Source organism: Corynebacterium sp. KPL4072 (genome assembly GCF_037908395.1).
In the GTDB taxonomy this organism is placed as follows: domain Bacteria; phylum Actinomycetota; class Actinomycetes; order Mycobacteriales; family Mycobacteriaceae; genus Corynebacterium; species Corynebacterium kefirresidentii.
Map to the genome: position 1 here is coordinate 55600 of NZ_JBBMGE010000006.1, position 21110 is coordinate 76709.

20 protein-coding genes and 1 pseudogene are annotated in these 21110 nt (G+C 58.5%); 14 read left to right on the forward strand and 7 right to left on the reverse strand.

The genetic code is table 11. From position 1 onward, the window contains the following. Nucleotides 1–31 precede the first annotated feature (31 nt). The 5 genes and pseudogenes from WMP97_RS07550 (at nucleotide 32) to WMP97_RS07570 (ending at nucleotide 4765) form a co-directional block, all read left to right on the forward strand. Nucleotides 32–719 (forward strand): annotated as a pseudogene (locus WMP97_RS07550) (response regulator transcription factor). After that, complete coding sequence (locus WMP97_RS07555) at nucleotides 716–2275, forward strand: ATP-binding protein (protein WP_445293087.1); 1560 nt, start codon at nucleotides 716–718, stop codon at nucleotides 2273–2275. Before WMP97_RS07550 ends, WMP97_RS07555 begins: the two are co-directional and overlap by 4 nt. Nucleotides 2276–2384: 109 nt before the next feature. Further along, entirely contained in the window at nucleotides 2385–3833 is a 1449-nt protein-coding gene (locus WMP97_RS07560) for a S1C family serine protease (RefSeq protein ID WP_340440199.1), read from the forward strand. A gap of 85 nt (nucleotides 3834–3918) precedes the next feature. Next, nucleotides 3919–4527, forward strand: a complete 609-nt coding sequence (locus WMP97_RS07565; RefSeq protein WP_394286582.1) for a MogA/MoaB family molybdenum cofactor biosynthesis protein — start codon at nucleotides 3919–3921, stop codon at nucleotides 4525–4527. 16 nt (nucleotides 4528–4543) lie between these two features. Then, nucleotides 4544–4765, forward strand: a complete 222-nt coding sequence (locus WMP97_RS07570; protein ID WP_239205235.1) for a hypothetical protein — start codon at nucleotides 4544–4546, stop codon at nucleotides 4763–4765. 110 nt (nucleotides 4766–4875) lie between these two features. On the opposite strand, the gene mscL is transcribed toward WMP97_RS07570, so the two are convergent. The 3 genes from mscL to WMP97_RS07585 all read right to left on the reverse strand — a co-directional run bounded on the left by mscL (nucleotide 4876) and on the right by WMP97_RS07585 (nucleotide 6774). Then, nucleotides 4876–5370 carry a large-conductance mechanosensitive channel protein MscL gene (gene mscL, locus WMP97_RS07575; RefSeq protein ID WP_301716348.1) on the reverse strand — a complete coding sequence of 165 codons (495 nt, stop codon included), beginning with the start codon at nucleotides 5368–5370 and terminating at the stop codon, nucleotides 4876–4878. A gap of 111 nt (nucleotides 5371–5481) precedes the next feature. Beyond that, a complete protein-coding gene (locus WMP97_RS07580; RefSeq protein WP_340440200.1) occupies nucleotides 5482–6162 on the reverse strand; it encodes an SAF domain-containing protein in 681 nt (226 codons plus the stop codon). Nucleotides 6163–6210: 48 nt separating this feature from the next. Further along, on the reverse strand, nucleotides 6211–6774 hold the full coding sequence (locus WMP97_RS07585; protein WP_340440201.1) for a 5-formyltetrahydrofolate cyclo-ligase: 564 nt from the start codon (nucleotides 6772–6774) through the stop codon (nucleotides 6211–6213). Between the two features lie 79 nt (nucleotides 6775–6853). Between WMP97_RS07585 and WMP97_RS07590 the strand changes: the two genes are divergently transcribed. From WMP97_RS07590 to sepX, 4 genes are all read left to right on the forward strand, one after another. Continuing rightward, nucleotides 6854–7780 (forward strand): UTP--glucose-1-phosphate uridylyltransferase, encoded by a 927-nt coding sequence (locus WMP97_RS07590; protein ID WP_034656428.1) that lies wholly within the window; start codon nucleotides 6854–6856, stop codon nucleotides 7778–7780. Nucleotides 7781–7836: 56 nt separating this feature from the next. Beyond that, on the forward strand, nucleotides 7837–9147 hold the full coding sequence (glp, locus tag WMP97_RS07595; RefSeq protein WP_023021968.1) for a molybdotransferase-like divisome protein Glp: 1311 nt from the start codon (nucleotides 7837–7839) through the stop codon (nucleotides 9145–9147). Next, entirely contained in the window at nucleotides 9147–9857 is a 711-nt protein-coding gene (locus WMP97_RS07600; protein WP_023021967.1) for a GNAT family N-acetyltransferase, read from the forward strand. Before glp ends, WMP97_RS07600 begins: the two co-directional genes overlap by 1 nt. 143 nt (nucleotides 9858–10000) lie before the next feature. Further along, nucleotides 10001–11398 (forward strand): divisome protein SepX/GlpR, encoded by a 1398-nt coding sequence (gene sepX, locus WMP97_RS07605; protein WP_340440202.1) that lies wholly within the window; start codon nucleotides 10001–10003, stop codon nucleotides 11396–11398. A gap of 14 nt (nucleotides 11399–11412) precedes the next feature. Here sepX and WMP97_RS07610 read toward each other — a convergent pair whose 3' ends face one another. Further along, nucleotides 11413–12129 (reverse strand): DNA-3-methyladenine glycosylase I, encoded by a 717-nt coding sequence (locus WMP97_RS07610; protein WP_340440203.1) that lies wholly within the window; start codon nucleotides 12127–12129, stop codon nucleotides 11413–11415. Nucleotides 12130–12283: 154 nt separating this feature from the next. Here WMP97_RS07610 and WMP97_RS07615 point away from each other — a divergent pair, with 154 nt between their 5' ends. Both WMP97_RS07615 and WMP97_RS07620 read left to right on the forward strand, forming a co-directional pair. Next, nucleotides 12284–12697, forward strand: coding sequence for a DoxX family protein (locus WMP97_RS07615; RefSeq protein ID WP_239205252.1), 414 nt, complete (start codon nucleotides 12284–12286; stop codon nucleotides 12695–12697). Continuing rightward, complete coding sequence (locus tag WMP97_RS07620) at nucleotides 12684–13385, forward strand: zf-HC2 domain-containing protein (RefSeq protein WP_284835672.1); 702 nt, start codon at nucleotides 12684–12686, stop codon at nucleotides 13383–13385. Before WMP97_RS07615 ends, WMP97_RS07620 begins: the two co-directional genes overlap by 14 nt. Before the next feature lie 17 nt (nucleotides 13386–13402). Here the strand turns inward: WMP97_RS07620 and WMP97_RS07625 are convergent, their stop codons facing one another. Continuing rightward, on the reverse strand, nucleotides 13403–15022 hold the full coding sequence (locus tag WMP97_RS07625) for a dolichyl-phosphate-mannose--protein mannosyltransferase (RefSeq protein ID WP_340440204.1): 1620 nt from the start codon (nucleotides 15020–15022) through the stop codon (nucleotides 13403–13405). 24 nt (nucleotides 15023–15046) lie between these two features. Between WMP97_RS07625 and rsmI the strand changes: the two genes are divergently transcribed. The 3 genes from rsmI (at nucleotide 15047) to metG (ending at nucleotide 19989) form a co-directional block, all read left to right on the forward strand. Continuing rightward, on the forward strand, nucleotides 15047–15901 hold the full coding sequence (gene rsmI / locus WMP97_RS07630; RefSeq protein WP_340440205.1) for a 16S rRNA (cytidine(1402)-2'-O)-methyltransferase: 855 nt from the start codon (nucleotides 15047–15049) through the stop codon (nucleotides 15899–15901). Between the two features lie 247 nt (nucleotides 15902–16148). Next, nucleotides 16149–18005, forward strand: a complete 1857-nt coding sequence (locus WMP97_RS07635; RefSeq protein WP_023021960.1) for a BCCT family transporter — start codon at nucleotides 16149–16151, stop codon at nucleotides 18003–18005. 151 nt (nucleotides 18006–18156) lie between these two features. Then, nucleotides 18157–19989 carry a methionine--tRNA ligase gene (metG, locus tag WMP97_RS07640; protein WP_340440206.1) on the forward strand — a complete coding sequence of 611 codons (1833 nt, stop codon included), beginning with the start codon at nucleotides 18157–18159 and terminating at the stop codon, nucleotides 19987–19989. Between the two features lie 113 nt (nucleotides 19990–20102). Here the strand turns inward: metG and WMP97_RS07645 are convergent, their stop codons facing one another. Beyond that, nucleotides 20103–20603, reverse strand: coding sequence for a GNAT family N-acetyltransferase (locus tag WMP97_RS07645; protein WP_023021958.1), 501 nt, complete (start codon nucleotides 20601–20603; stop codon nucleotides 20103–20105). Nucleotides 20604–20613: 10 nt separating this feature from the next. After that, on the reverse strand, nucleotides 20614–21108 hold the full coding sequence (locus WMP97_RS07650; RefSeq protein ID WP_239205262.1) for a GNAT family N-acetyltransferase: 495 nt from the start codon (nucleotides 21106–21108) through the stop codon (nucleotides 20614–20616). Between the last annotated feature and the right edge of the window lie 2 nt (nucleotides 21109–21110).

Consider the following 21110-nt stretch of genomic DNA (forward strand, 5'->3'; position numbering starts at 1 on the left):
AAGTTGCCTTTCATCAGTAATAATTAGAACCATGAAAATCCTTGTGGTGGATGATGAACAACCCGTCCGTGAATCGCTACGCCGTTCCCTACGTTTCAACGGCTACGATGTGCTGACTGCTAACGACGGCTTAGAGGCAGTGGAGACGGTGCGCTCTGAGAATCCAGAATTGCTGATTCTGGCCAAACATGGATGGACTTGAGGTGTGCCGCACCCTGCGTAGCGAAGGCTGGGACCGTCCGATTCTCGTGCTGACCGCACGCGATGGCGTATCGGACCGCGTAGCTGGTCTCGATGCTGGCGCCGATGATTACTTGCCAAAGCCATTCGCACTGGAAGAGCTCTTGGCGCGCGTGCGTTCCTTGGTTCGCCGCGCTTCCGCAGATTCCATCGCTGCCGAGGCTCCGGTGGAGAGCAAGCTTAGCTTCGAAGACCTAGAACTCGACGCTGATACTCGTGAAGTAAGCCGCGGCGGTCGTGCAATTTCTTTGACGCGTACCGAATTTTCCCTACTGCAGCTCCTTATGGAAAATCCCCGCAAGGTGCTTTCTCGTAGCAAGATTCTGGAGGAGGTATGGGGCTATGATTTCCCTACCTCTGGCAATGCGCTCGAGGTCTATATTGGCTACCTGCGTAAGAAGACGGAGGGAGACGGCGACTCGCGTCTTATCCACACTGTCCGTGGCGTTGGTTATGTCTTGAGGGAGTCTCATCCGTGATCTTAAGGAAGCCCGCTTCCCCTGCAGTGGCTTCCGGGAAAGCACAGCCCACACCTCTTACTGAGTTCTCTGAAAGTCAAGGGAGCTGGGCTTCACGGGCGCCACTGCGGTGGCGCCTTGCTACTGTTACTGGCCTTGTGGTGGCGGTAGCCGTTGCCGTAATGACCTTGGCAACGTACTGGGTAGTATCTATGTCCCTGACTGCCTCCGTAGATGACCGCTTGGAGGCCAAAGCGGATGCCTTGTTGCGCAAGAGCCAGGACCCGCGGTTTATCGACAACGTGGATCAGGAAATTGAAGAATTTAAGTCCTATAACCCTGATACGCGCGTTTCCTTATCGCCGCCCTCCACGAGCTTGTCCTATGGCGATACTATTCCCCTCGGTGGAGACTTCCATCGGACGGAAGACTATACAGATACCTCCGTGCGTACGGTCGGCGGCGAGCGTATTCTGGCCAAACGCCACGATCTAGGCTCTACCGTTATCGTTGCGCAATCTCTGGCTCCGACCCAAGAATTCATCGCCATCCTCGGCACGGTTTTGCTGATTATTGTTGCGCTTGGCATTTTGCTCGCCATCTTTGCTGGTCTAATCGTGTCCAAAACCGGCATGCAACCCATTGCGCGCTTGAAACGCGCAGTGGATTACGTGACGCAGACCAATGATCTGCGCCCAATTGAAGTATCCAATAATGACGAGATGGCTCAGCTGACCACATCCTTTAACCAGATGCTGGAAGCTTTGCAAGAATCTCGGTCGCAGCAGGCCCAGTTCGTCGCCGATGCCGGGCACGAGCTGAAGACGCCGTTGACCTCAATGCGTACCAATATTGAGCTTTTGATGATGCTTAATCGCGCCGGTGGCGGCTTTGGCATGAGCGATGAGGACCGCAAGGACCTTGAAGATGACGTCATGTCCCAGATGAACGAACTCTCCACCTTGATTGGTGACCTCGTTGACTTGGCACGCGAGGATGGCAACGAACGAGAACCGGAACCGGTGGACCTGTGCGAGGTCATGATGTCTTCCTTAGAGCGTGCCCGTCGCCGCCGCCCAGACGTGGAATTTCTGGTGCGCTTTATCCCGTGGGAGCTGGATGGTGACCCCTTCGCATTGGGCCGCGCTACGTTGAATCTGATGGACAATGCGGCTAAGTGGTCGCCGGCTACTGGCACGGTACGCGTGTCCATGGAACAGCTATCTTCCCACGAGGTGCGCCTGCGCTTTGATGACTCCGGTCCGGGCATTGCGCCGGAGGAGCGGGAGAAGGTTTTCGAGCGCTTCTACCGTTCGGCAGAGGCGCGTTCTATGCCTGGCTCTGGTTTGGGCCTGGCTATCGTGAAATCGGTGATTGAGCGCCACGACGGTACCATTAAGATCCGTGAGTCCAATGATGGTGGCACGCGCATGGAAGTAGTCCTGCCGGGCAAGCCCGTGTCCGGAGAAATCTTTGTCGATGGTTTGGCAGAGCCGCATGAGGGGCAGCCGGGAGGCAATGAAGATCCCACCGATCGCGGTGAAATCTTTGCTCAACGCTGGTTTAACCAAGGGTAGGCTGCGGCCCTTTATACTGGTAATCGCGTACAGCTACCTTTCAGGAATTCCTAGTAGGTTGGCAGATCAGTAACAGTTTTGACTAAGCGAAGTGAGGCATAGTTTTCTCATGAACATGAGGAATGACGATTACCGCGGCTTTGATGGTTCCTTCCCGGAGGGAACGTCCCAAGAAGGGCCGGGTAAGGCCGAGCCGGTACACGGTGGTCCGAATTTTGGAGACACCGGGCAGTCAAACGCAAACGCTGGCACCGCCGGCCCCTATAGCAGCGACTCCGGCGCGCAGGAATATGGGACTGGCTCGTATTCACAAGGCTGGAACCAGCCGCGCGGCGGTGCAGAAGGAGCTGATCCCAGCGCGCTAGGTTCACAGGCGCCGTACCCGCAGGGCCCGCAGACCCAAAGCTTTAATACTCAGGGTCAGGAAGGTCCGATGGTCACCCCGCTGCCCCCGCAACCGGAACAAAAGAAAAAGATTGGCCTCGGCGCCGCAACTGCCTTGGCTGCCGTAGCCGCAATCGCCGCGGGTTCAATCGCTGGAGCCGTGGTCGGTATGAATTCTGGGGGAGGCAACAACGATACGTCAGTGGTCAATGAGGCGCTCAAGGCCCAGCCGGCCAATAACAGCACCGGCAAAGAACCAGAAAAGGGCTCCGTTGAAGAGGTAGCCTCCAAGGTTTTGCCGGCGGTGGTTTCTATCCAGACGATGACCCGGACGGGCGGGGCAGAAGGCTCCGGTTCCGTTATCTCCCCGGACGGCTACGTGCTGACCAATCACCACGTAGTTGCAGGCGCTGAGCACGGCGGCATGATGCAGGTGACTATGAACGACGGCAGCAAGCATGACGCTGACGTGGTGGCTTCCGATGCGAATACTGACGTGGCCATTGTGAAGATAAAGGATGTCAAAGACCTGCCGTTCTTGCAGTTCGGTGATTCTGATTCCGTCGCCGTGGGGCAGGAGGTTGTGGCCGTGGGCTCTCCTCTGGGCCTTAATGCGACCGTGACTTCCGGTATCGTTTCTGCCAAAAACCGCCCGGTGCGCGCCTCCCAAGAAGGCGGCGAGTCTTCCTTGATTGACGCCATTCAGACTGATGCCGCGGTCAACCCGGGCAACTCCGGCGGTCCACTGGTGGACCGGGACGGAAATATCGTGGGCATGAACTCCATGATTGCTTCGCTGTCCAGTAATTCCACCGGGGAGGGCGGATCCATCGGACTGGGCTTTGCCATCCCGTCGAACTTTGCCAAGCGCATGGCGGACGAGCTCATTAATGATGGCAAGGTCACTCACCCGACCCTAGGCGTGAAGGTGCTGGCGCGTGACGACGGCAATGGTGCCCGTATCGCCGGGGTTGAGCCAGGTGGCCCAGCAGATAAGGCGGGCCTGAAGGAAGGTGACATCGTCACCCGCGTCAATGATCGCTTGATTGAAAACGCCGATGCTTTGATTGCGGCGGCGCGGTCGCAAGATTTTGGCGCGACAGTGACCTTGGAGGTTACCCGCGAAGGCTCGGATGAGTCTCGTCAGGTAGAGGTAACTCTCTCAGGCGAGTAAATTACTGTGCAAGACCTCATTAGGTGCTGAATGCACCGTACCTCACACCGCCGAAAGGCCCTACTGCCTTAATTTAAGGAGAATAATGCCAGATTTGCAGCAGGACTTGACCGACTCCGGGCAACCGGAAGGCGAAGGCAAGCACGATTCCTTGATGGATGTTGCCGAACCCGATGATGCCTTCCTGCTAGCGAGCGAGCAGGAGGATAGCCTAGCCGCCCCGCGCCGCGCTCTCATCGTTATAGTCACCGATCACCCTGGGGAGCAATCTGATAGCACCTCTCAGTTGGTCAATGAGTTGCTCGCGGAGGCTAATTTCCGTGTCGATGGCGCCATCGTGGTGCGTTCCAAGAAGTCCAAGATTCGCCAGGCCATTGAGACCGCCGTAGTCGGTGGCGTGGACTTGGTGCTGACCGTGGGTGGTACCGGTGTAGGCCCGCGCGACAAGACCCCAGAGGCTACCCGCTCCGTCATTGACAAGATGGTTCCGGGCGTGGCCCAGGCGCTGCGTTCTTCCGGTCAAGCCTGTGGCGCGGTGGATGCTTGCACGTCCCGCGGCTTGTCGGGCGTTTCTGGTTCGACTGTAGTGGTCAACCTTGCCTCGTCGCGCGCTGCGGTTCGCGATGGCATGGCTACCTTGGCACCGCTGGTGCATCACCTCATTGAGCAGCTGCAACAATCCAGCGTTCAGTAATTACAAGGCATTGACTATGACGTTCCGGAAAAATCGCCGGCGAGTCTTCCGGCAATCGGAAGCTGCCGATTATGACCGTAGTGCTGATAAGCCCGGCACATCCGCTGCCCACGGGGTCGATGAGGATCGGATTGTAAATGTTGATGACGCGGAATCGGCCACCGCAGCAGAGGGGGAGTCTGGTCAGCGCGATGAGCAGTTCTACCGAGATAACCAGCCCCCACACTATGGCGGCTAGAGCGTAGAGAAGCGCGCAATCACGCACCCCGTAAAGGAGTAGACAAAAGCCCGCGGTTTTACCTTCGAGGAAGCAGAAACCGCGGGCTTTGCGCTGCGTACAGCGAAGGGCTACTTGGCCTGGTGGCGGCCGCCGCCGGTGGAACCGTAGTCGGCGTCCTCCGCGGCGTGTGAGGAACGGCTAGTGCCGGTTCCCGGGATGTTCGTATCAGAGACATTCTGGGCTTCGAGCAGATCGCGGATTTCTGCTAGGAGCTCCTCGGAGGTTGGAGCGGGAGCCTCAGGGTCGACACCGTGGCGGCGCTTAGCGGCCTCGGTGAGCTTATTGATTGGCATCACGATAAGGAAGTAGACTACTGCGGCGATAATGAGGAAGTTGATCGCCGCGGAGATGACGGCGCCGAAGTCCACAAAGGTGTTCTTTGCATCCGTGATCTGGAAGCCAACGGCCCCAACCTCGGCGGATCCAAGGGAGTTAATGATCGGCTGGATAATAGAGTCCGTCACGGATTTGACGATTGCGGTAAAGGCAGAACCGATGATGACCGCGGTGGCAAGTTCGATGACGTTGCCACGCATAATGAAGTCTTTGAAGCCCTTGAGCATGGTGATAAGCACAAACCTTTCTGGGAATAACTAACGGTAGGTAAAAACCATGGACACTGCGAAACCTTAATGGAGCCGGTAACCGACCACAACTGTTGTGGCTGAAAAGGTCTAGTGTTGCTGCGGGTGAGCGCGATCACCAACTATGACCACCGTGAGCGGCTGGCTTAACGACGCCGCGGCAACATCATTGGCGTGATCTTGGGGCAATGCGAGTAAAACGGTCGACGAGGAAGCCTCGCCTTCCGGGCTGGAGGTAGACACCACGCGTCCGCCTGAGGCGATAACGCGTGCGGTAGGGGTTGCGGCAGCCGCCCCCGCCTCAACTGCGGTGACCACGTCCACGGTATCGCCATGATGCAAGTGGGGGATGATGTCTGGCTCGGCAAGTTTGACCGGAATCATCCGCCCGGCCTCGGCCCCTGTGCCACCCACCAAGCTGGAGACAAGGTCTTCTCCTAGAAGGCGAGCATCGGTAATCACTTCGCCCTTGTTGGCGGCGGCGGTAATAACGCGGCCACTTAGTTCTTCTGGCTTTTCCGTTAGCGCAGAATCGGGGATAGAGGAGGCAGGAATCCGAGCTAAGTCGACGTCGGCAAGCGCAAGCTCCGCCCCCGCCGGCAGATCGCGGCTAAAAACGGGAACGCGCGGTAGCTCCTTGGCCGCTGAAAGGGCCGAGGCTAGCGCGGCAATAAGGAGGGCCACCGCAATGGCGCGGCGCACTACTACGCCGCGGCGATGGCCAGGGGTGCGGAGGGTATAAACGAGGCGGGGAAAATGAGAAGTGGGCATACTTTTTTAGACTTCCCAAAACCGCTCATGGTTCCCGTACCCCGGAAACTAGAAGCGGGTGATGCCGTGGGCGGTGACGACGGCATCGACCTTGCGGTCATGGTCTTCGGTAGGTAGCTCATCTACCAACTCGGCGGGGTAGACCATGGCGAAGACCGGTGGCTTGCCGTGGGGAAGCGGCTCTAGTGCGCGGTCATAGTATCCGCCGCCCTTGCCCATGCGGTTGCCCTTGGCATCTACGGCCATGGCTGGGGCGAGTACCAGATCGCACTCGGCTAGTACGCTGCTATCAAAGCTCGGGCCCTGGGGCTCATTCAAGCCCAGTGGGCTTTCGTGCATGGCCTCTTTGCCACGGTATTCGGCAAAGGTCAACGTGCCATTCTCCCCGGAAATTGGCAGGAGGACGCGGGAGACATGATCCTTGAGCCACGGCACAAAATCGGCGCCGCCCGGCTCCGAACCCAAAGGCCAGTAGGCGGCCACGGTCATGGACTCGGTGAGTTCGGACTCGAGATGCTTACGCACGCCAGCGGTAAAGGTATCGTGGTCTTCGGCGGAAAGTTCGCGGCGGGCCTGGACCAAGCGGGCCCGCAGCTCGTTTTTAGCAGTCATGGAAGGGGTCATAAATTAATCATAACCCCGCGGCGTAGCGGTGCACGGGAAAATAATGTGGCGTTGTACGCTATTACGCATGGCTATAGAACGCGAAGATTCCGCCCGCGGAATCACCACGGTTGTAGTTCCAGCGGCAGGTATGGGCACCCGATTTTTGCCCGCCACCAAGACGGTTCCCAAAGAACTGCTTCCCGTTGTTGATACTCCCGGCATCGAACTCATCGCAGAGGAGGCGGCCTCTGTAGGCGCCCGCCGCCTTGCGGTGATTACCGCGCCCGATAAGCAAGAAGTCATGCGCCACTTCGAAGCTTTCCCAGAACTGGTAGACACCCTTGAATCCCGCGGCAAGGACGAGCAGGTTGCCAAGGTTAAGCGCGCTAATCAGCTCATTCACCCAGTTGCGGTGGAGCAGGAAAAGCCCCTGGGTTTGGGCCACGCGGTGGGCCTTGCAGAGGAGGTGCTGGGCGAGGATGAGGACTCCTTTGCCGTCATGCTTCCAGATGACATCGTGCTGCCTGCCACCGTCATGGCAGACATGGCTCGCGTGCGCGCGGCTTTGGGCGGCAGCGTGCTGTGCGCCTTCGAGGTCCCGCGCGAGCAGACCTATAACTACGGCGTCTTCGACGTAGAAGATACCAATGCCCCCGGCGTTAAGAAGGTCGTGGGCATGGTGGAAAAGCCGGCGGTGGAAGATGCCCCGTCTAATCTCGTGGCCACCGGTCGCTACCTATTGGATCGCAAGATTTTTGATGCCCTCCGCCGTATTAAGCCAGGCAAGGGTGGCGAGCTGCAGCTTACCGACGCCATCGAGCTCCTCATCGAGGAAGGCGAGCCCGTGCACGTGGTAGTCCACCAAGGAAAGCGTCATGATTTGGGAAATCCTGGTGGGTATATCCCCGCCAATGTGGATTTTGGTCTGCGCGATGAAAAGTATGGCCCCACGCTGTATAAAGCGATTAAGCAGATTGTGGCCGAGTATGAGGATGAGCACGGCCTAAACTAGGGAGATTTCCCAAGGGTAGAGGACATGAAAGCGAAGAAAGGGCTGGCATAGACCTTATGCGTTCAGTTGATGACCAGTTGGCGCTAGTAACGGATGCGGCGAATACGCCGGAGCCGGTGCGCATCGGTATTTCCAACGCGTTGGGGTTAATGTGCGCCGAGGAGGTGCAGGCTAACCAGCCCCTGCCGGGCTTTCCGCAGGCAGCCATCGACGGCTATGCGGTGCGCGCCGTTGATATTGGAGGCGAGCGCGGCCTAAGGCTCCGCCGTCCCAAGGAGCAGGAGGAGCAGGCTGCGGAGGGGGAAGAAGAGAAGGCACCCCAGCAACCGGAGGTCGAGCGTTCCTTGCCCGTGGTGGGCGAGGTTCCGGCCGGCTCCAAGCAACCGTTGCGCCTGCAGCCCAAGCAAGCCGTGCGTGTGTATACGGGTGCGCCTTTGCCCACGCTTGCCGACGCCGTCCTGCCCCTCGAGTGGACCGACCGCGGCCGCAAGCGCGTCACCGCCCATCGCCCGGTGCGCTCCGGTGACTTTGTTCGCCGGGTAGGCGACGATATCCAACCTGGCGATGTGGCTGTATCTTCCGGCACGGTTTTGGGCCCCGCCCAGATCGGCCTGCTGGCCGCAGTTGGCCGCTCTAAGGTATTGGTCTATCCGCGCCCGCGCATCACCATCATCTCCTTTGGCCGCGAACTGGTTGATTTGGACCAAGAGCCGGCACTGGGCCAAGTCTTTGACGTCAATTCTTATTCCCTCGCCGCCGCGGCCCGCGAGGCTGGGGCAGAGGTGCATCGCGTTGGCATCGCCGAGGGTGAACCGCGCCGCATCCGCGAAGCGCTGGAAAAGCACATCGCTCGCAGCGAGGTCCTGGTCATCTCCGGTGCGGTTGGTGGAGCCGGCGCCGAGGCCATCCGTGAGATCCTTGATGACCTTGGTGATATCGATACCTCTCGTGTTGCCATGCATCCCGGCTCCGTCCAGGGTTTTGGTCTGGTGGGCGAGGAACGCATTCCTACCTTCTTGCTGCCGTCTAATCCCGTATCCGCGCTCGTGGTATTCGAGGTATATATCCGCCCGCTCATTCGTTTGGCACTGGGCAAACGCAATGCGCACCGCCGTGTGGTGCGTGCCCGCGCGCTGAACCACATCGATTCCCGCCCCGGCCGGCGCGGCTTCATCCGCGCTCGTTTGATGCGCGATGCGGAAACCGCGGATTATCTGGTGGAAGGGCTGGGCGGTGCCGCGGGTGCCCCAGCGCACCTATTGGCCGGTCTTTCAGAGGCCAATGCCATGATTCGCGTGCCGGAAGAGGTAACGGAAATCCGCCCGGGCGATGTGGTCGATGTGTTGTTTTTGACCCAGCGTAGCTAATGCTCGATCCCTTCGGTACTGCGGCGGATAGGTTTCGCCTTCCCGCTACCGGCCCCACGGATGACATGCATCCGGGATGGCCGGAATCTACTCCTTTTGTTAGGCTTCCCGCTTCTGCTGTCTTCCCTTCTGGGGCGCGGATGCGCCTGCGGCCGCTGCTGCGATCTGATGGGCATGAGTGGCGGCGCCAACGTATCGAAGATGAAAGCTTCCTCCGCTCGGTCGAGCCGACCCAAGCAGCACCTTGGGCGGCGGCGCATAGCCAGCAGGCGTGGTGGAATCATCTGATGTACCTGCGTACCGCCGCCCGTGAGGCACTGGTGGTCCCACTCGTCATTGAAGTGGAGGGTCAATTCGTAGGCCAAATTACCTTGGGGAATATTCAGCATGGCAGCATTCGCGATTGCTGGATTGGTTACTGGGTTTATTCCGCGATCCATGGCGCCGGGGTGGCTACGGCTGCCACCGCCTTAGGCGTGGACCACGCCTTTGGACGGGTGGGCCTACACCGGGTGACCGCTACGTATCTAGAGAGCAATCCTGCCTCTGGTCGCGTCTTAGCCGCCAATGGCTTTCGACACGAGGGATACTTGCGTCGCAATCTGCATATAGACGGTGCCTGGCAAGACCACCATTACGTGGCTTTAGTCAAAGAAGACTATGCCTCCACAGCTGTCGAGCGCCTGCGCCAGGCTGGCCGGCTGGCGTGAAATAGCTCCACAGTTGCTGGGATTTCAACCTCAATTTTCACAGAAGTCACAACATTGTAATTTGTGGGAATTTGGGGTGCTATGGTGCGGTTTCACCGTTTAGAGTGGAGTAATCATCTGTATTCAAGGGGAAGGTCCTTTTCGTGTCGACAGCTGTGCCGGTTATCGCGATCATCGTGGTGTGGCTCTTCGTCCTCGCACCATGGATTCTGGGCAGGAATAACCGCCCAATGAGCCATACTGGTGAGGCCTTTGAAGATACTCGCGTCCTTTTTGAAGGAGATTCTGGCAAGGTCGCTGGCCGCCGACGTCCACGCCTGTGTGCCGATGATGTGCACCGCCGCGAGGACCAGGACGAGGCGGACTATGAAGTCGTAGAGGCCGCAGACACCGGTGTGGATGAGTCGGATGCCGAGGCTACTAAGTCCTCTTCGCGCTCCGTGACTATTGCCGGTGCTGCCCGCCGCGCGAAGTCCCAGCCTTTCGGTACCGGCAGCCGTGCGTTTTCTGCAGCCTCTGCCCCCGCAGCTGGTGAGGACACTCAGACAGAAGCAGATACTATCGACGGCGAACTGGTCGAGGAAGCGACTGTAGAAGGCGACGATTCTGCAGTTGAGCCCCAAGCAGTCGCGGTCCCGGCTTCCCAGCAGGCTGATACGGCGGCGGTTGGTGACGACACCGAATTCGATGATGCCGATGACGTACTTCTTGAGGACGAGGAAGACGCCGCAGACCAGGCCGCAAAAGATGACTCTTCCGATATTGCTGCCGCCGAGTCAGAGGTCTTTAGCGCTCCCGCGGTCTCTACCGTGGCAAGTGATGCCTATGACTACGACGAGACTTATACCTCGCCGGTGGACCTTATGTACCCCGGTGCCGTAGATAAGGCCGAGGTCGCTGAGAAGGATTCTGCCGATTTGGAAGGCACGGCTAACGCTGAGCCGGTATCCGTGGACAAGGCAGAGGCCGAGGACTCTGGCGAACTCATGGAAACCGCTGTAGCAGAGGACGCCGGTATGGATACCAACCTGTCCGAGGATGAGGTGGAATTCGCGCAGCGTCGCATGGGCCGTGGCGGCTGGGACCCGGTAGCAGAAAAGGAAAAGTCTGTTACTCGTTACCAGCGCCGTCAGCGCACCCTGCTGGGCCTAGCCGTGGCCGTGGTACTCACGGTGGCACTGGGGATCGTGGCCGGCGGCTGGACCTGGTGGTTGGCTGCGGTGGCCGGTGTGCTCACAGTTGTCTATCTGATGGCTCTTCGCGCTCAGGTTCGTCAGGAGCGAGCCCTGATGCGCCGCCGTGTGCGCCACTTGCGCCGCGCCCGTTTGGGCGTGCGCAACGCCGAGGATGAAGCTTTGAAGATTCCGCGCAACTTGCGCCGCCCAGGCGCTGTGATCGTGGAGATCGATGACGAAAGCCCTGACTTTGTGCACCTTCCGCTGCGCTATAACGATGGGGAAGACGGCGATTTTGATGGCCCCCACGCCGGGCCCGACGGCTATAGCCGGCGCGATGACTTAGCAGCCCGTCGCGCTGGATAGGAACTGAAGCCGGCTTAGCAGGCCGCGTTCCGGAGTTCAGTGGAAGGCGCTGACCGCGGGTTCGTGAGCGCGTTGTATTCCTGCGCTAGGCCATAATGCGGCACACCGCTGTCGTGCCATACCCCGGAGGTTCCGCGGCGGTGAGAGCCGATGAGATGGGTATCAATCATGCCGATCGCCTCCATGAGTGCGAAACAGGTGACGGGGCCAACAAAGCGGAAGCCCTTCTTCTTGAGCTCGCGTGACATCAACTTGGATTCGTCGCTCTTTTTCGGAATATCTTCCATTGCGGTGGGGTAGAGGTTCTCCGGCGGTTGGAAGGACCAAATGAATTCCGCCAGCCCGCCTTCTTCGCGTAAGGCGATAGTGGCTTTGGCGTTAGTGATGGCGGCGCGGATTTTGGTCTCGTTGCGAATAATGGAGGCGTCGCCAAGCAATCGCTCAACATCCGCTTCAGTAAATTGTGCGACTTTTTCAGGATCGAAGTTGCAAAAGGCTGCGCGGAAGGCCTCGCGTTTTTTCAAAACCACCGCCCAGGACAGCCCGGACTGGAAAGATTCAAGGCTCAAACGCTCGTAAAGAGCCGCTTCATCAAAAATAGGCAGGCCCCATTCGGTGTCGTAATACTCCTTCAACATCGGCGAGGACATTGCCCAAGGCGGGCGGCCAAGTCCATCATCGTCATAGACTAAGGCGGTGCGCTTTTCGGACTGCGTAGCTGGTTTGCTCATGGTGTTCTCCTTTAATCTTTCTGCGTGGTTCCCATTGAAACAGTCCGCGTGACTATATGCCGTTCCTTCCCCGGCAAAGGGCGAAATTCCCAGGAGTATGGGCGAAGGCCATTGCCTTCGCATCGGGTGAGGGGTTCAGGGTAATCTGTTCAGCATGAATAGACCTGCCGTACGCGATGCTGCTTTGCTTATTTTTCGAGCGGTCCTCGGATTAATCTTTGTCGCACACGGCGTGGATAAGATGTTTATGACCGGCATGGACGAAACCGTGGGGCAATTTTCCGCCCTTGGGGTGCCGCAGCCACAGCTTTCCGGCTATATCGCCGCCATCGGGGAGATGGTTGGGGGCGCCTTCCTCGTCGTCGGTTTGCTCACCACTTTTGTGGCCGGCGCGCTTGCCCTGCTGATGGGGTGCGCACTGTACTTTGTGCATTTGGGACATGGTCTTTTTGCTGCCGAAGGCGGAATCGAATACCCACTGGTTTTGCTGATGTCCTTATTGATGATCGTGATTTTTGGCTCCGGTCGAGCCAGCATGGACGGGGTGCTCAGCAATGTTGACGCATAGCCAAGTCCAAGCGGCGATTTCTGCGCAGCTGGATGGTGAGCACTCAGATTTAGCAGAGGACGTAATCGATGCGCACTTGGAAAGCTGCGCCGAATGCCGCGCCTTTCGCGATAAGGCGGCCGCGCTTTCGCGATCATTGCGTTTTGTGGAGCCTGCGGAATCCGGTATGGCGCCACCAACGGATCTCTCCGATGTCATCTTGGCCGGCGTGGAGCCGGAATGGCGGCGCACCTCGAGCGCTCGCCAAGCCAACCTGACGGTTGCGCGTGCCGCCATGGTGCTGATGGGTGCCATCTTTGCGATCTGGGCAGTAGTGCTCATCGTCCATTCCTCTGGGCTCGTACCGTTGGGTGAGGAAGGAAAGGTACTAGATCCCACGGCGGATCCTGAACGGGCCAACCTGCTGATGGAAGGCGCAGCCGTGCGCTTCGGCATGGCCTGCGGCCTATTTTTCTGTGCCTGGCGCCCCGCGGCGGTGACTGGCCTGCTCCCAGTCTCGGCCACGATGTTTGCTTTCCTCTTCGGGTTCGGCATGCGCGATATTGCGCTGGGCACCGTAACCATGGAACAGGTATATTTTCTTATCGCTACCGCGCTGGCGACCTTCAGCTTGGCGTGGGCTTGGGCGGCAGAAAAGGGCTACTTAGTGCGCGCCTGGTGGAGGTCCCTCAACGCGCAACCTCAATAAGCCCCGCTTTCGTGCGGCTAGGTCCAGCTAGGCAGCCACATCATGGAGTGGTACCAAGAATCTGGAATCTTGTAGCCGTACAAAATGGGAGAGAAATAGAAGAACATCGCCACTACCAGGGCTAGGTAGAACACGGCGGCGATTGTTCCCCAGCGTACGGGGCCGCCTGCCAAACTCTTGAGCCATCCCCACTGCACTGGCCTGCCACGGCCGATGAGCTGGCCGAGCGCTAAGGCAATGAGCACGATGACAAAGGGGATAAACGCAGTGGCATAAAAGAAGTACATCTGGCGGTCAAAGGCTGCAAGCCAGGGCAAGAAACCTGCCCCAAAGCCCACCAAGGGGATGAGGAAGCTGCGATTGCGGCGAATGATAAGTGACCACAGGCCCCACAGGACGGCCGGGATGACCAGCCACCAGATAGCCGGTGTGCCAAAGAGGTAGAGCATCTTGCGGCACTCGTTGCTGCCATCACCGCATTGCAGGTCGGTGGAGGAGTAGTACAAGATGGGGCGGGCGGCTACCAGCCACGCCCAAGGCTTAGAGTCCCACGGGTGGTGGTGGCCACCGGAGGAAGTCAGGCTGGCGTGGAATTCTAGGACAGAGGAATGGTAGTAGAACCAGCCTGCCAGGGATTCGGGCAGGTGCATCAGCCACGATCCGTCCTCGATCGTGCCATCTACTTTGGCGTGGCGGTACACGGCGGTTTCGGAGGAAAACCAGGCTCGCCAGGTCCAGGCGTAGAGCAGCACCGGCACCAGTACGAGGGAGGCTAGGGCAGCAGGGGTATCGCGCACGAGAGTGCCCACTATGTAGCGGCGTACGCCATAGCGCTTGCGCAGGGCAAGATCGCTAAAGACGGACATGAGGCCAAAGAACATGATGAAGTACAGGCCGGACCACTTCACCCCCAGGGAAAGGCCAAGGCAGACGCCCGCGAGGAGTCGCCACCAGCGGAATCCAAAGCGTGGTCCGAAGGCGGAGGAGCCCAAACGATTTTTAAGGAAAGCGGTGTGGAGGCGCTGGCGCATCTGATTATGATCGCGAGCAAGTGCCCAGGCGGCCGAGACAACGAAGAAGACCTGGAAAATGTCCAACATGCCGAACTTGGAAGAGACCAAGAGCACACCATCAAAGACGGCGATGAGGCCAGCCAGGGTTGCTACCTGCCAGGATAAAGAGACGCGGCGGGCCAGGGACATCGTCAAGAGCACGGTGGCTGCGCCGAAGAGGGCAGTCATAAAACGCCAGCCCAGTGGGGAATAGCCAGCGACCCATTCGGACAGCGCCACAATCTGCTTGCCCAGCGGTGGGTGAACCACCAGGCCATAACCGGGGTTGGATTCTATACCTCCGATGAAGAGGTTATCCCAGCTTCGCACCATGTCCCAGGCTTGCGGAACGTAGTGCTTTTCATCAAAGACAGGAGTGCCCTTTGATACGGGCGCGGTCAATCCGGCAAAGCGGGTAATGAGCGCGAGTACGCCAACGACGCTAGTGCTTATCCAGTCAGCCTTGCCCCACTGATAGGTGCGGGGCGCTGGCGGGGTCACAGTGTCGTGCGTGGTGCGCGATGGGGCAGCGGTAGCAATAGTCACTTGGTTGAGTCTAGGCGACAAGGCACCGCGCCCGCGCATTAGAGAGTATGGAATGCTAGAGATATGTCTGTTTCAGGTCTGGATCCATTACCGCGCGGGGTCATCCTCGCCGCCACGCCGCTGGGAAACGTGGGAGATGCCTCCGCGCGTTTAATGCATGCCTTGCAGCATGCGGACGTCATTGCGGCCGAGGATACGCGGCGCGTGCGGAACTTGGCGCAAGCTTTGGGCATCGAGATTTCTGGGCGGGTGGTGTCCAACTTTGATCACAATGAAAAAGACCGCGCCCAGCAGCTTATCGACGCCGCCGCGGCCGGCACCGTCCTTGTTGTCACCGATGCCGGTATGCCGATTATTTCTGATCCGGGCTTGTCCATTGTGGCTGCGGCGGCCGAGCGCGATATCCCCGTGACCTGCTTTCCCGGGCCTTCTGCCGTGCCGACAGCCCTGGCACTGTCTGGCCTAGGCGTAGGGCATTTCATCTTCGACGCCTTTCCTCCCCGCAAGCCCGGCCCCCGCAGAGCCTGGCTGGAGTCATTGCAGAATGAAAAGCGCGCCATTGTCTTCTTCGAATCGCCTCACCGCGTGGCCGAAACACTGGCAGAGGCCGCGGAGGTTCTCGGCGCCGAGCGTCCAGCCGCGGTGTGCAGGGAGCTTACTAAAACCTATGAGGAAGTTCGCCGTGGCAGCTTGGGTGAGCTGGCCGAGTGGGCGGCAGAAGGAGCCCGGGGAGAGATCACCGTGGTAATTGAAGGCGGTACTGCCGCGGCTGCCACCGCCGCAGATTTGGTTCCCCAAGCGCTCGAATTGGCGGCAGGGGGAATGCGGCTTAAGGATGCGTGTAAGCAGGTAGCGAAAGGCACCGAGGTTTCCAACCGCGAGCTTTACGACGCCGCTTTGCAAGTCCGCAAGTCTTAACCGGCAGTGTCTTTTCGACTACGACACACCTTGTAGCACCGGTAGACAGCCTCACTAATGACCCCTTTGTAACTGAATTGTTATAGTTTTTGGGCGTGTGAGCGACTTAAAGCGCTATCTACATGGGGAAATGAAGCGTAAAAACCCCTCAGATTTTCGTGGAAAATCCCTGGCAAACGGCGTTGAGCAGCGAAGTTTATGCGTGCTTCGTTTGATAATTGAGTAGTTCCGCACCACTGTATAGTTCATGACAAACTCGGAAAATATGGGCACAGGCGTGCCAGAAGAAGGAAAGGAACCGGTCGGCGCACATGCGCAGCCGGCTTCGGCTTCTTCGAGCGAGCAGCCTATTGAGAATTATCAGACTGTAGACGAACAGCTGGACGCACAATCTGCCACCGGCCAGCTGCAGGATATGATTCACTCCGACGGTTTCCACCCGGAGCGCTACGACGATCCTGAGGTAGAAATTGCGGCCGATCGTGACAATATGCCAATCGATTGGTCCATCGTCGGCATCGCCGGCGTGCTTGTTGCCGCGATCGTTGTCTGGGGTTTGGCTGCCCCGGATAACTTTGCCAACTTCTCCGCTTCGGCCCTGACCTGGGTAGTCGACAACTTTGGTTGGGCATATATTCTCTTCGGCACCGTCTTTGTGGTGTTCGTTGTCTTCATTGCCGCCTCCAAGTTCGGCTCCATCAAGCTGGGCCGCATTAATGAGGAGCCGGAATTTTCCACGCCCTCATGGATCGCAATGATGTTTGCCGCCGGTATGGGCATCGGCCTGATGTTCTATGGCGCCTCCGAGCCGCTAGCTAACTACCGTGACGGCACCCCAGGCGAGGGAACCGGCAACGTTGGATCTTCCATGGCCTATGCAATGTTCCACTGGACATTGCACCCTTGGGCGGTCTATGCCATCGTTGGCTTGGCCATTGCATACTCCACTTTCCGCATCGGCCGTAAGCAGTTGTTGAGCCAGGCTTTCGTGCCGCTGATTGGCGAGCGTAATGCTAATGGTGCAGTGGGCAAGCTCATTGACATCCTGTCTATCTTCGCCACCGTCTTCGGCACCGCCTGCTCCCTGGGCCTGGGTGCCCTGCAGATTCAGGCCGGACTGAAGGCATCCGGAATCATCGATAATCCCACCAACTCCGTGGTTATCGGCATTGTGTTGGTTCTGACCCTCGCGTTCATCCTGTCTGCGATGTCCGGCGTGGGCAAGGGCATTCAGTATATCTCCAATGCGAATATGGTCCTCGCCGCAGTGTTGGCGATCTTCGTGTTCATCTTGGGCCCGACCGTTACCATCCTGAACCAGATTCCTGGCTCCATTGGTAACTACCTCAACTACTTCACCGAGATGATCGGCCGCACCGCCGAGTCCGAAAACGGCGCCGCCGCTGAGTGGCTTTCCGGTTACACGATCTTCTACTGGGCTTGGTGGGTTTCCTGGTCCCCGTTCGTGGGCATGTTCCTGGCTCGTATTTCCCGCGGCCGTTCCGTCCGCGAATTCTGCTTGGGCGTCCTGCTCATCCCAGCCGGCGTATCCACCCTGTGGTTCGCTATCTTCGGTGGCACCGCCATCCACATGGAGCAAAACGGCGAATCCATCACCGGCGAATCTGCCGAGGAAGAGCTGTTTAACCTCCTGCAGTCCATGCCTGGCGGTTTCGTTGCCGGCATCGTTGCAGCAATCCTGTTGGCTACTTTCTTCGTTACCTCGGCAGACTCCGCGTCCACGGTGATGGGCTCCATGTCCCAAAATGGTGCCGCTACTGCTAAGCCGTGGCTTTCCGCCGCGTGGGGTGGATTGACTGCCTTGGTAGGCCTGACCCTGCTCTTGGCCAATGAGGATGCACTGTCTAACCTGCAGAACGTCACCATCGTTGCTGCACTGCCATTCCTGTTCATCGTGGTTGGACTGATGTTCGCCATCTACAAGGCGTTGAGCGAGGATGTTATCTACCTCGAATACCGCGAGGCACAGCAGTTCCAGCGCAAGATGGCCCGCGAGCGCCGCCTGCACCGCGAGTACCAGCGCACGCAGGTTCTGAAGAAGCGCCGCAACGAACGCCTGAAGCACCCGATGAAGCGGAAGTAAATCGCTTTCTTCGCGGCTGCTCTAAAGCGCCCATTGTTTCCTTAGTGGTAGGGAAGCGGTGGGCGCTTTCTGCTGAAAATGCAGTTCACCTGCGGGAGAAATGTCTGCCCTAATCGTGTGTATAGGAGTCGGCTTCGATAAAGTAGAACCCATGACTGAGTCTGTAGTAGTTAATGTTGCTTGGCCCTACGCCAACGGCCCGCGCCACATCGGACACGTGGCCGGTTTTGGTGTTCCTTCCGACGTCTTTGCACGTTTCCAGCGAATGCGTGGCCGCAACGTACTCATGGTCTCGGGTACGGATGAGCACGGCACTCCGCTATTGGTACAGGCGGATAAAGAGGGCGTTTCCGTTCGTGAGCTCGCAGACCGCTATAACCGTCAGATCGTTACTGACTTGGCCAACCTTGGCCTGTCCTATGATCTCTTTACTCGCACCACCACCCGTAACCACTACTCCGTGGTGCAGGAGCTGTTCAAAGGCCTGTATGCCAACGGTTACATGCTCAAAGAGACCACCAAGGGCGCTATTTCGCCGTCTACCGGACGTACCCTGCCGGACCGCTATATCGAGGGCACCTGCCCAATTTGCGGTGCGGATGGCGCCCGCGGTGACCAATGCGATGAGTGCGGCAATCAGCTCGACCCCGTGGACCTTATCAACCCCGTATCTAAGATCAACGGTGAGACCCCGAAATTCATCGAAACCGAACACTTCCTACTGGATCTGCCAGCCATCAAGGATGAGCTGCAAAAGTGGCTTTCTACCCGCGAAGATTGGCGCCCGAACGTACTGAAGTTTTCCCTGAACCTGCTTGAAGATATGCGCCCGCGCACCATGACGCGCGATATTGACTGGGGAATTCCTATCCCCGTCGAGGGCTGGCAGGACAATAACGCCAAGAAACTCTACGTGTGGTTCGATGCGGTCATCGGCTATCTGTCTTCCTCCATCGAATGGGCGTACCGCACCGGTCAGCCCGAGGCCTGGAAGGACTTTTGGCAGAACCCAGACGCCCGCCACTATTACTTCCAAGGCAAGGACAATATCACCTTCCACTCCCAGATCTGGCCGGCCGAGCTATTGGGCTATGCCGGTAAGGGCAACAAGGGCGGGGAACTCCACAAGTACGGCGAGCTCAACTTGCCTACGGAAATCGTCTCCTCCGAGTACTTGACCATGTCTGGATCCAAGTTCTCCTCGTCCAAGGGTGTTGTCATCTATGTCAAGGACTTCTTGGCGGAGTTCGGCCCTGACGCCCTGCGCTACTTCATTGCCGTGGCTGGCCCTGAAAACAATGACACGGACTTTACCTGGGATGAGTTCGTTCGCCGTATCAATAATGAGCTGGCAAATGGCTGGGGTAACTTGGTCAACCGCACCGTATCTATGGCCTTTAAGAACTTCGGAGAGGTTCCCGCACCAGCAGCATTAGAAGAAAAGGACAAAGAAATCCTGCAGCTGGCGGAGGAGACCTTCGACACTGCCGGTGGTTTGCTGGAGCAGTCCAAATTTAAGCAGGCGATTACCGCAATCATGCACGTCGTCGGCGAGGCCAATGCCTATATTGCAGACCAGGAGCCATGGAAACTAGCCAAGGATGAGTCCCAGCACGAGCGTCTAGCCACCGTGCTGTGGACCGCCCTCCAAGTCGTTTCTGACTGCAATGTCATGCTCACGCCCTACCTGCCGTTTACCGCGCAGAAGGTGCACGAAACCTTGGGCCGCAGCGGCGTGTGGGCAGCCCAGCCGGAGGTACACGACGTCAAGGACGATATTCCGGTAGAACTCGTGGGCGCTGGTTTACCGCCAGAGGGCCACGAATATCCGATTATCATGGGTGACTACACCCAGCAGCAGGCGAAGTGGGAGCGCATCCAAGTAGAGCCGGGCACCGCTTTGGCAAAGCCTAAGCCGCTCGTCTCCAAGCTGGACCCAGAGCTGGGTGAAACCGGTCCAGAGTGGGCGCCTGTCTCCAAGTAACACCATATAAATAGCCGCGTTATCGCCCGATTTTTAGGAAGTTAAGGGCATAACGCGGCTATTTGTGTGCTCCAGTGCTGAGGGGCGCGGAGCGGCGGGGAAAAACCTGGCGGTTAGCGCTGGAAATCGCGCTGGAGGTGTACCAGGCCGAGGCGGACGCCGTCTTTGGTATGGATATTCGGCATACGGCCGGTCTCGGTAAAGCCGAACTTTTTATGCAAGGCGATAGAGCCTTCGTTGGTATCGACGATATAGGTGATCATCGTCTGTACGTAGCTGTCATCAGCGGCGTAGTCCATGAGGGCGTCGAGAAGCTCGGAGCCTACGCCCTTGCCCTGGGCGGAGGGAGCAATGTAGACGGAATCTTCGACGGTGCCGTAATAGATGGCAGGGGTCACGAACTGGAAATAGGCGGCCCAACCAATGATTTCATCATCGTGTACGGCTACGAAGACCGGGGAGCCGGCCTCAAACATCTCCTTGAGCCACTTTTCACGGTCAGCCACATCTTCTTGCCAGGTGACCAGGTTGGCGGCGGGTTTCGCTGCGGAGCCGGCGTTGTAGATGGCGGTGAGCGCGGGGGCGTCGGCAAGCTCGGCAGGGCGGATATGCATAGAAATTCCTTTACACCAGAAGTTGTAGGTGGGTGAGGCTCAGCCAACGATCGAACTTGTAGCAAACCTCTTTAAGAATACCCACGTTTTCAAACCCAAACTTTTCATGCAACTTAAGTGATGCCGCATTGGTGGAGACGATGAGGGCGAGCAGCGAATGAACCTTTTTATCGGCGCGCGCCGCCTTTACCAAGGCGCCAAGTAAAGCAGTGCCTACGCCTTGGCCCTGAGCGGTGGGGGAAAGATAGATGGTGGTTTCATAACAGCCTGTCCATACCTGCGGATCGCGGTAGGGGTGGTAGAGCGCCCACCCCAGGTAGTCGCCAGAATCGGACTCCGCGACGAGGCATGGGCAGTCCTTTTCCCACAGCTCGCGTAGGTAGTCTTCGCGCTCTGCGATGCTGGCCGGGGTAGCGCGGAAGATGACGTCGGTGTGTGCGATGGCCCAGTTGAGGGTTTCGGTCATGGCGGGCACATCCGCAAGGCCGGCGGGTCTGATCAACATGG

Bases quoted from the DNA above. Each gene is read 5' to 3' on its own strand.
- WMP97_RS07560 (WP_340440199.1), top strand. From the start codon at position 2,385: ATGAACATGAGGAATGACGATTACCGCGGCTTTGATGGTTCCTTCCCG.
- WMP97_RS07565 (WP_394286582.1), top strand. From the start codon at position 3,919: ATGCCAGATTTGCAGCAGGACTTGACCGACTCCGGGCAACCGGAAGGC.
- WMP97_RS07570 (WP_239205235.1), top strand. From the start codon at position 4,544: ATGACGTTCCGGAAAAATCGCCGGCGAGTCTTCCGGCAATCGGAAGCT.
- mscL (WP_301716348.1), bottom strand. From the start codon at position 5,370: ATGCTCAAGGGCTTCAAAGACTTCATTATGCGTGGCAACGTCATCGAA.
- WMP97_RS07580 (WP_340440200.1), bottom strand. From the start codon at position 6,162: ATGCCCACTTCTCATTTTCCCCGCCTCGTTTATACCCTCCGCACCCCT.
- WMP97_RS07585 (WP_340440201.1), bottom strand. From the start codon at position 6,774: ATGACTGCTAAAAACGAGCTGCGGGCCCGCTTGGTCCAGGCCCGCCGC.
- WMP97_RS07590 (WP_034656428.1), top strand. From the start codon at position 6,854: ATGGCTATAGAACGCGAAGATTCCGCCCGCGGAATCACCACGGTTGTA.
- glp (WP_023021968.1), top strand. From the start codon at position 7,837: ATGCGTTCAGTTGATGACCAGTTGGCGCTAGTAACGGATGCGGCGAAT.
- WMP97_RS07600 (WP_023021967.1), top strand. From the start codon at position 9,147: ATGCTCGATCCCTTCGGTACTGCGGCGGATAGGTTTCGCCTTCCCGCT.
- WMP97_RS07610 (WP_340440203.1), bottom strand. From the start codon at position 12,129: ATGAGCAAACCAGCTACGCAGTCCGAAAAGCGCACCGCCTTAGTCTAT.
- WMP97_RS07615 (WP_239205252.1), top strand. From the start codon at position 12,284: ATGAATAGACCTGCCGTACGCGATGCTGCTTTGCTTATTTTTCGAGCG.
- WMP97_RS07620 (WP_284835672.1), top strand. From the start codon at position 12,684: ATGTTGACGCATAGCCAAGTCCAAGCGGCGATTTCTGCGCAGCTGGAT.
- WMP97_RS07625 (WP_340440204.1), bottom strand. From the start codon at position 15,022: ATGCGCGGGCGCGGTGCCTTGTCGCCTAGACTCAACCAAGTGACTATT.
- rsmI (WP_340440205.1), top strand. From the start codon at position 15,047: ATGTCTGTTTCAGGTCTGGATCCATTACCGCGCGGGGTCATCCTCGCC.
- WMP97_RS07635 (WP_023021960.1), top strand. From the start codon at position 16,149: ATGACAAACTCGGAAAATATGGGCACAGGCGTGCCAGAAGAAGGAAAG.
- metG (WP_340440206.1), top strand. From the start codon at position 18,157: ATGACTGAGTCTGTAGTAGTTAATGTTGCTTGGCCCTACGCCAACGGC.
- WMP97_RS07645 (WP_023021958.1), bottom strand. From the start codon at position 20,603: ATGCATATCCGCCCTGCCGAGCTTGCCGACGCCCCCGCGCTCACCGCC.
- WMP97_RS07650 (WP_239205262.1), bottom strand. From the start codon at position 21,108: ATGTTGATCAGACCCGCCGGCCTTGCGGATGTGCCCGCCATGACCGAA.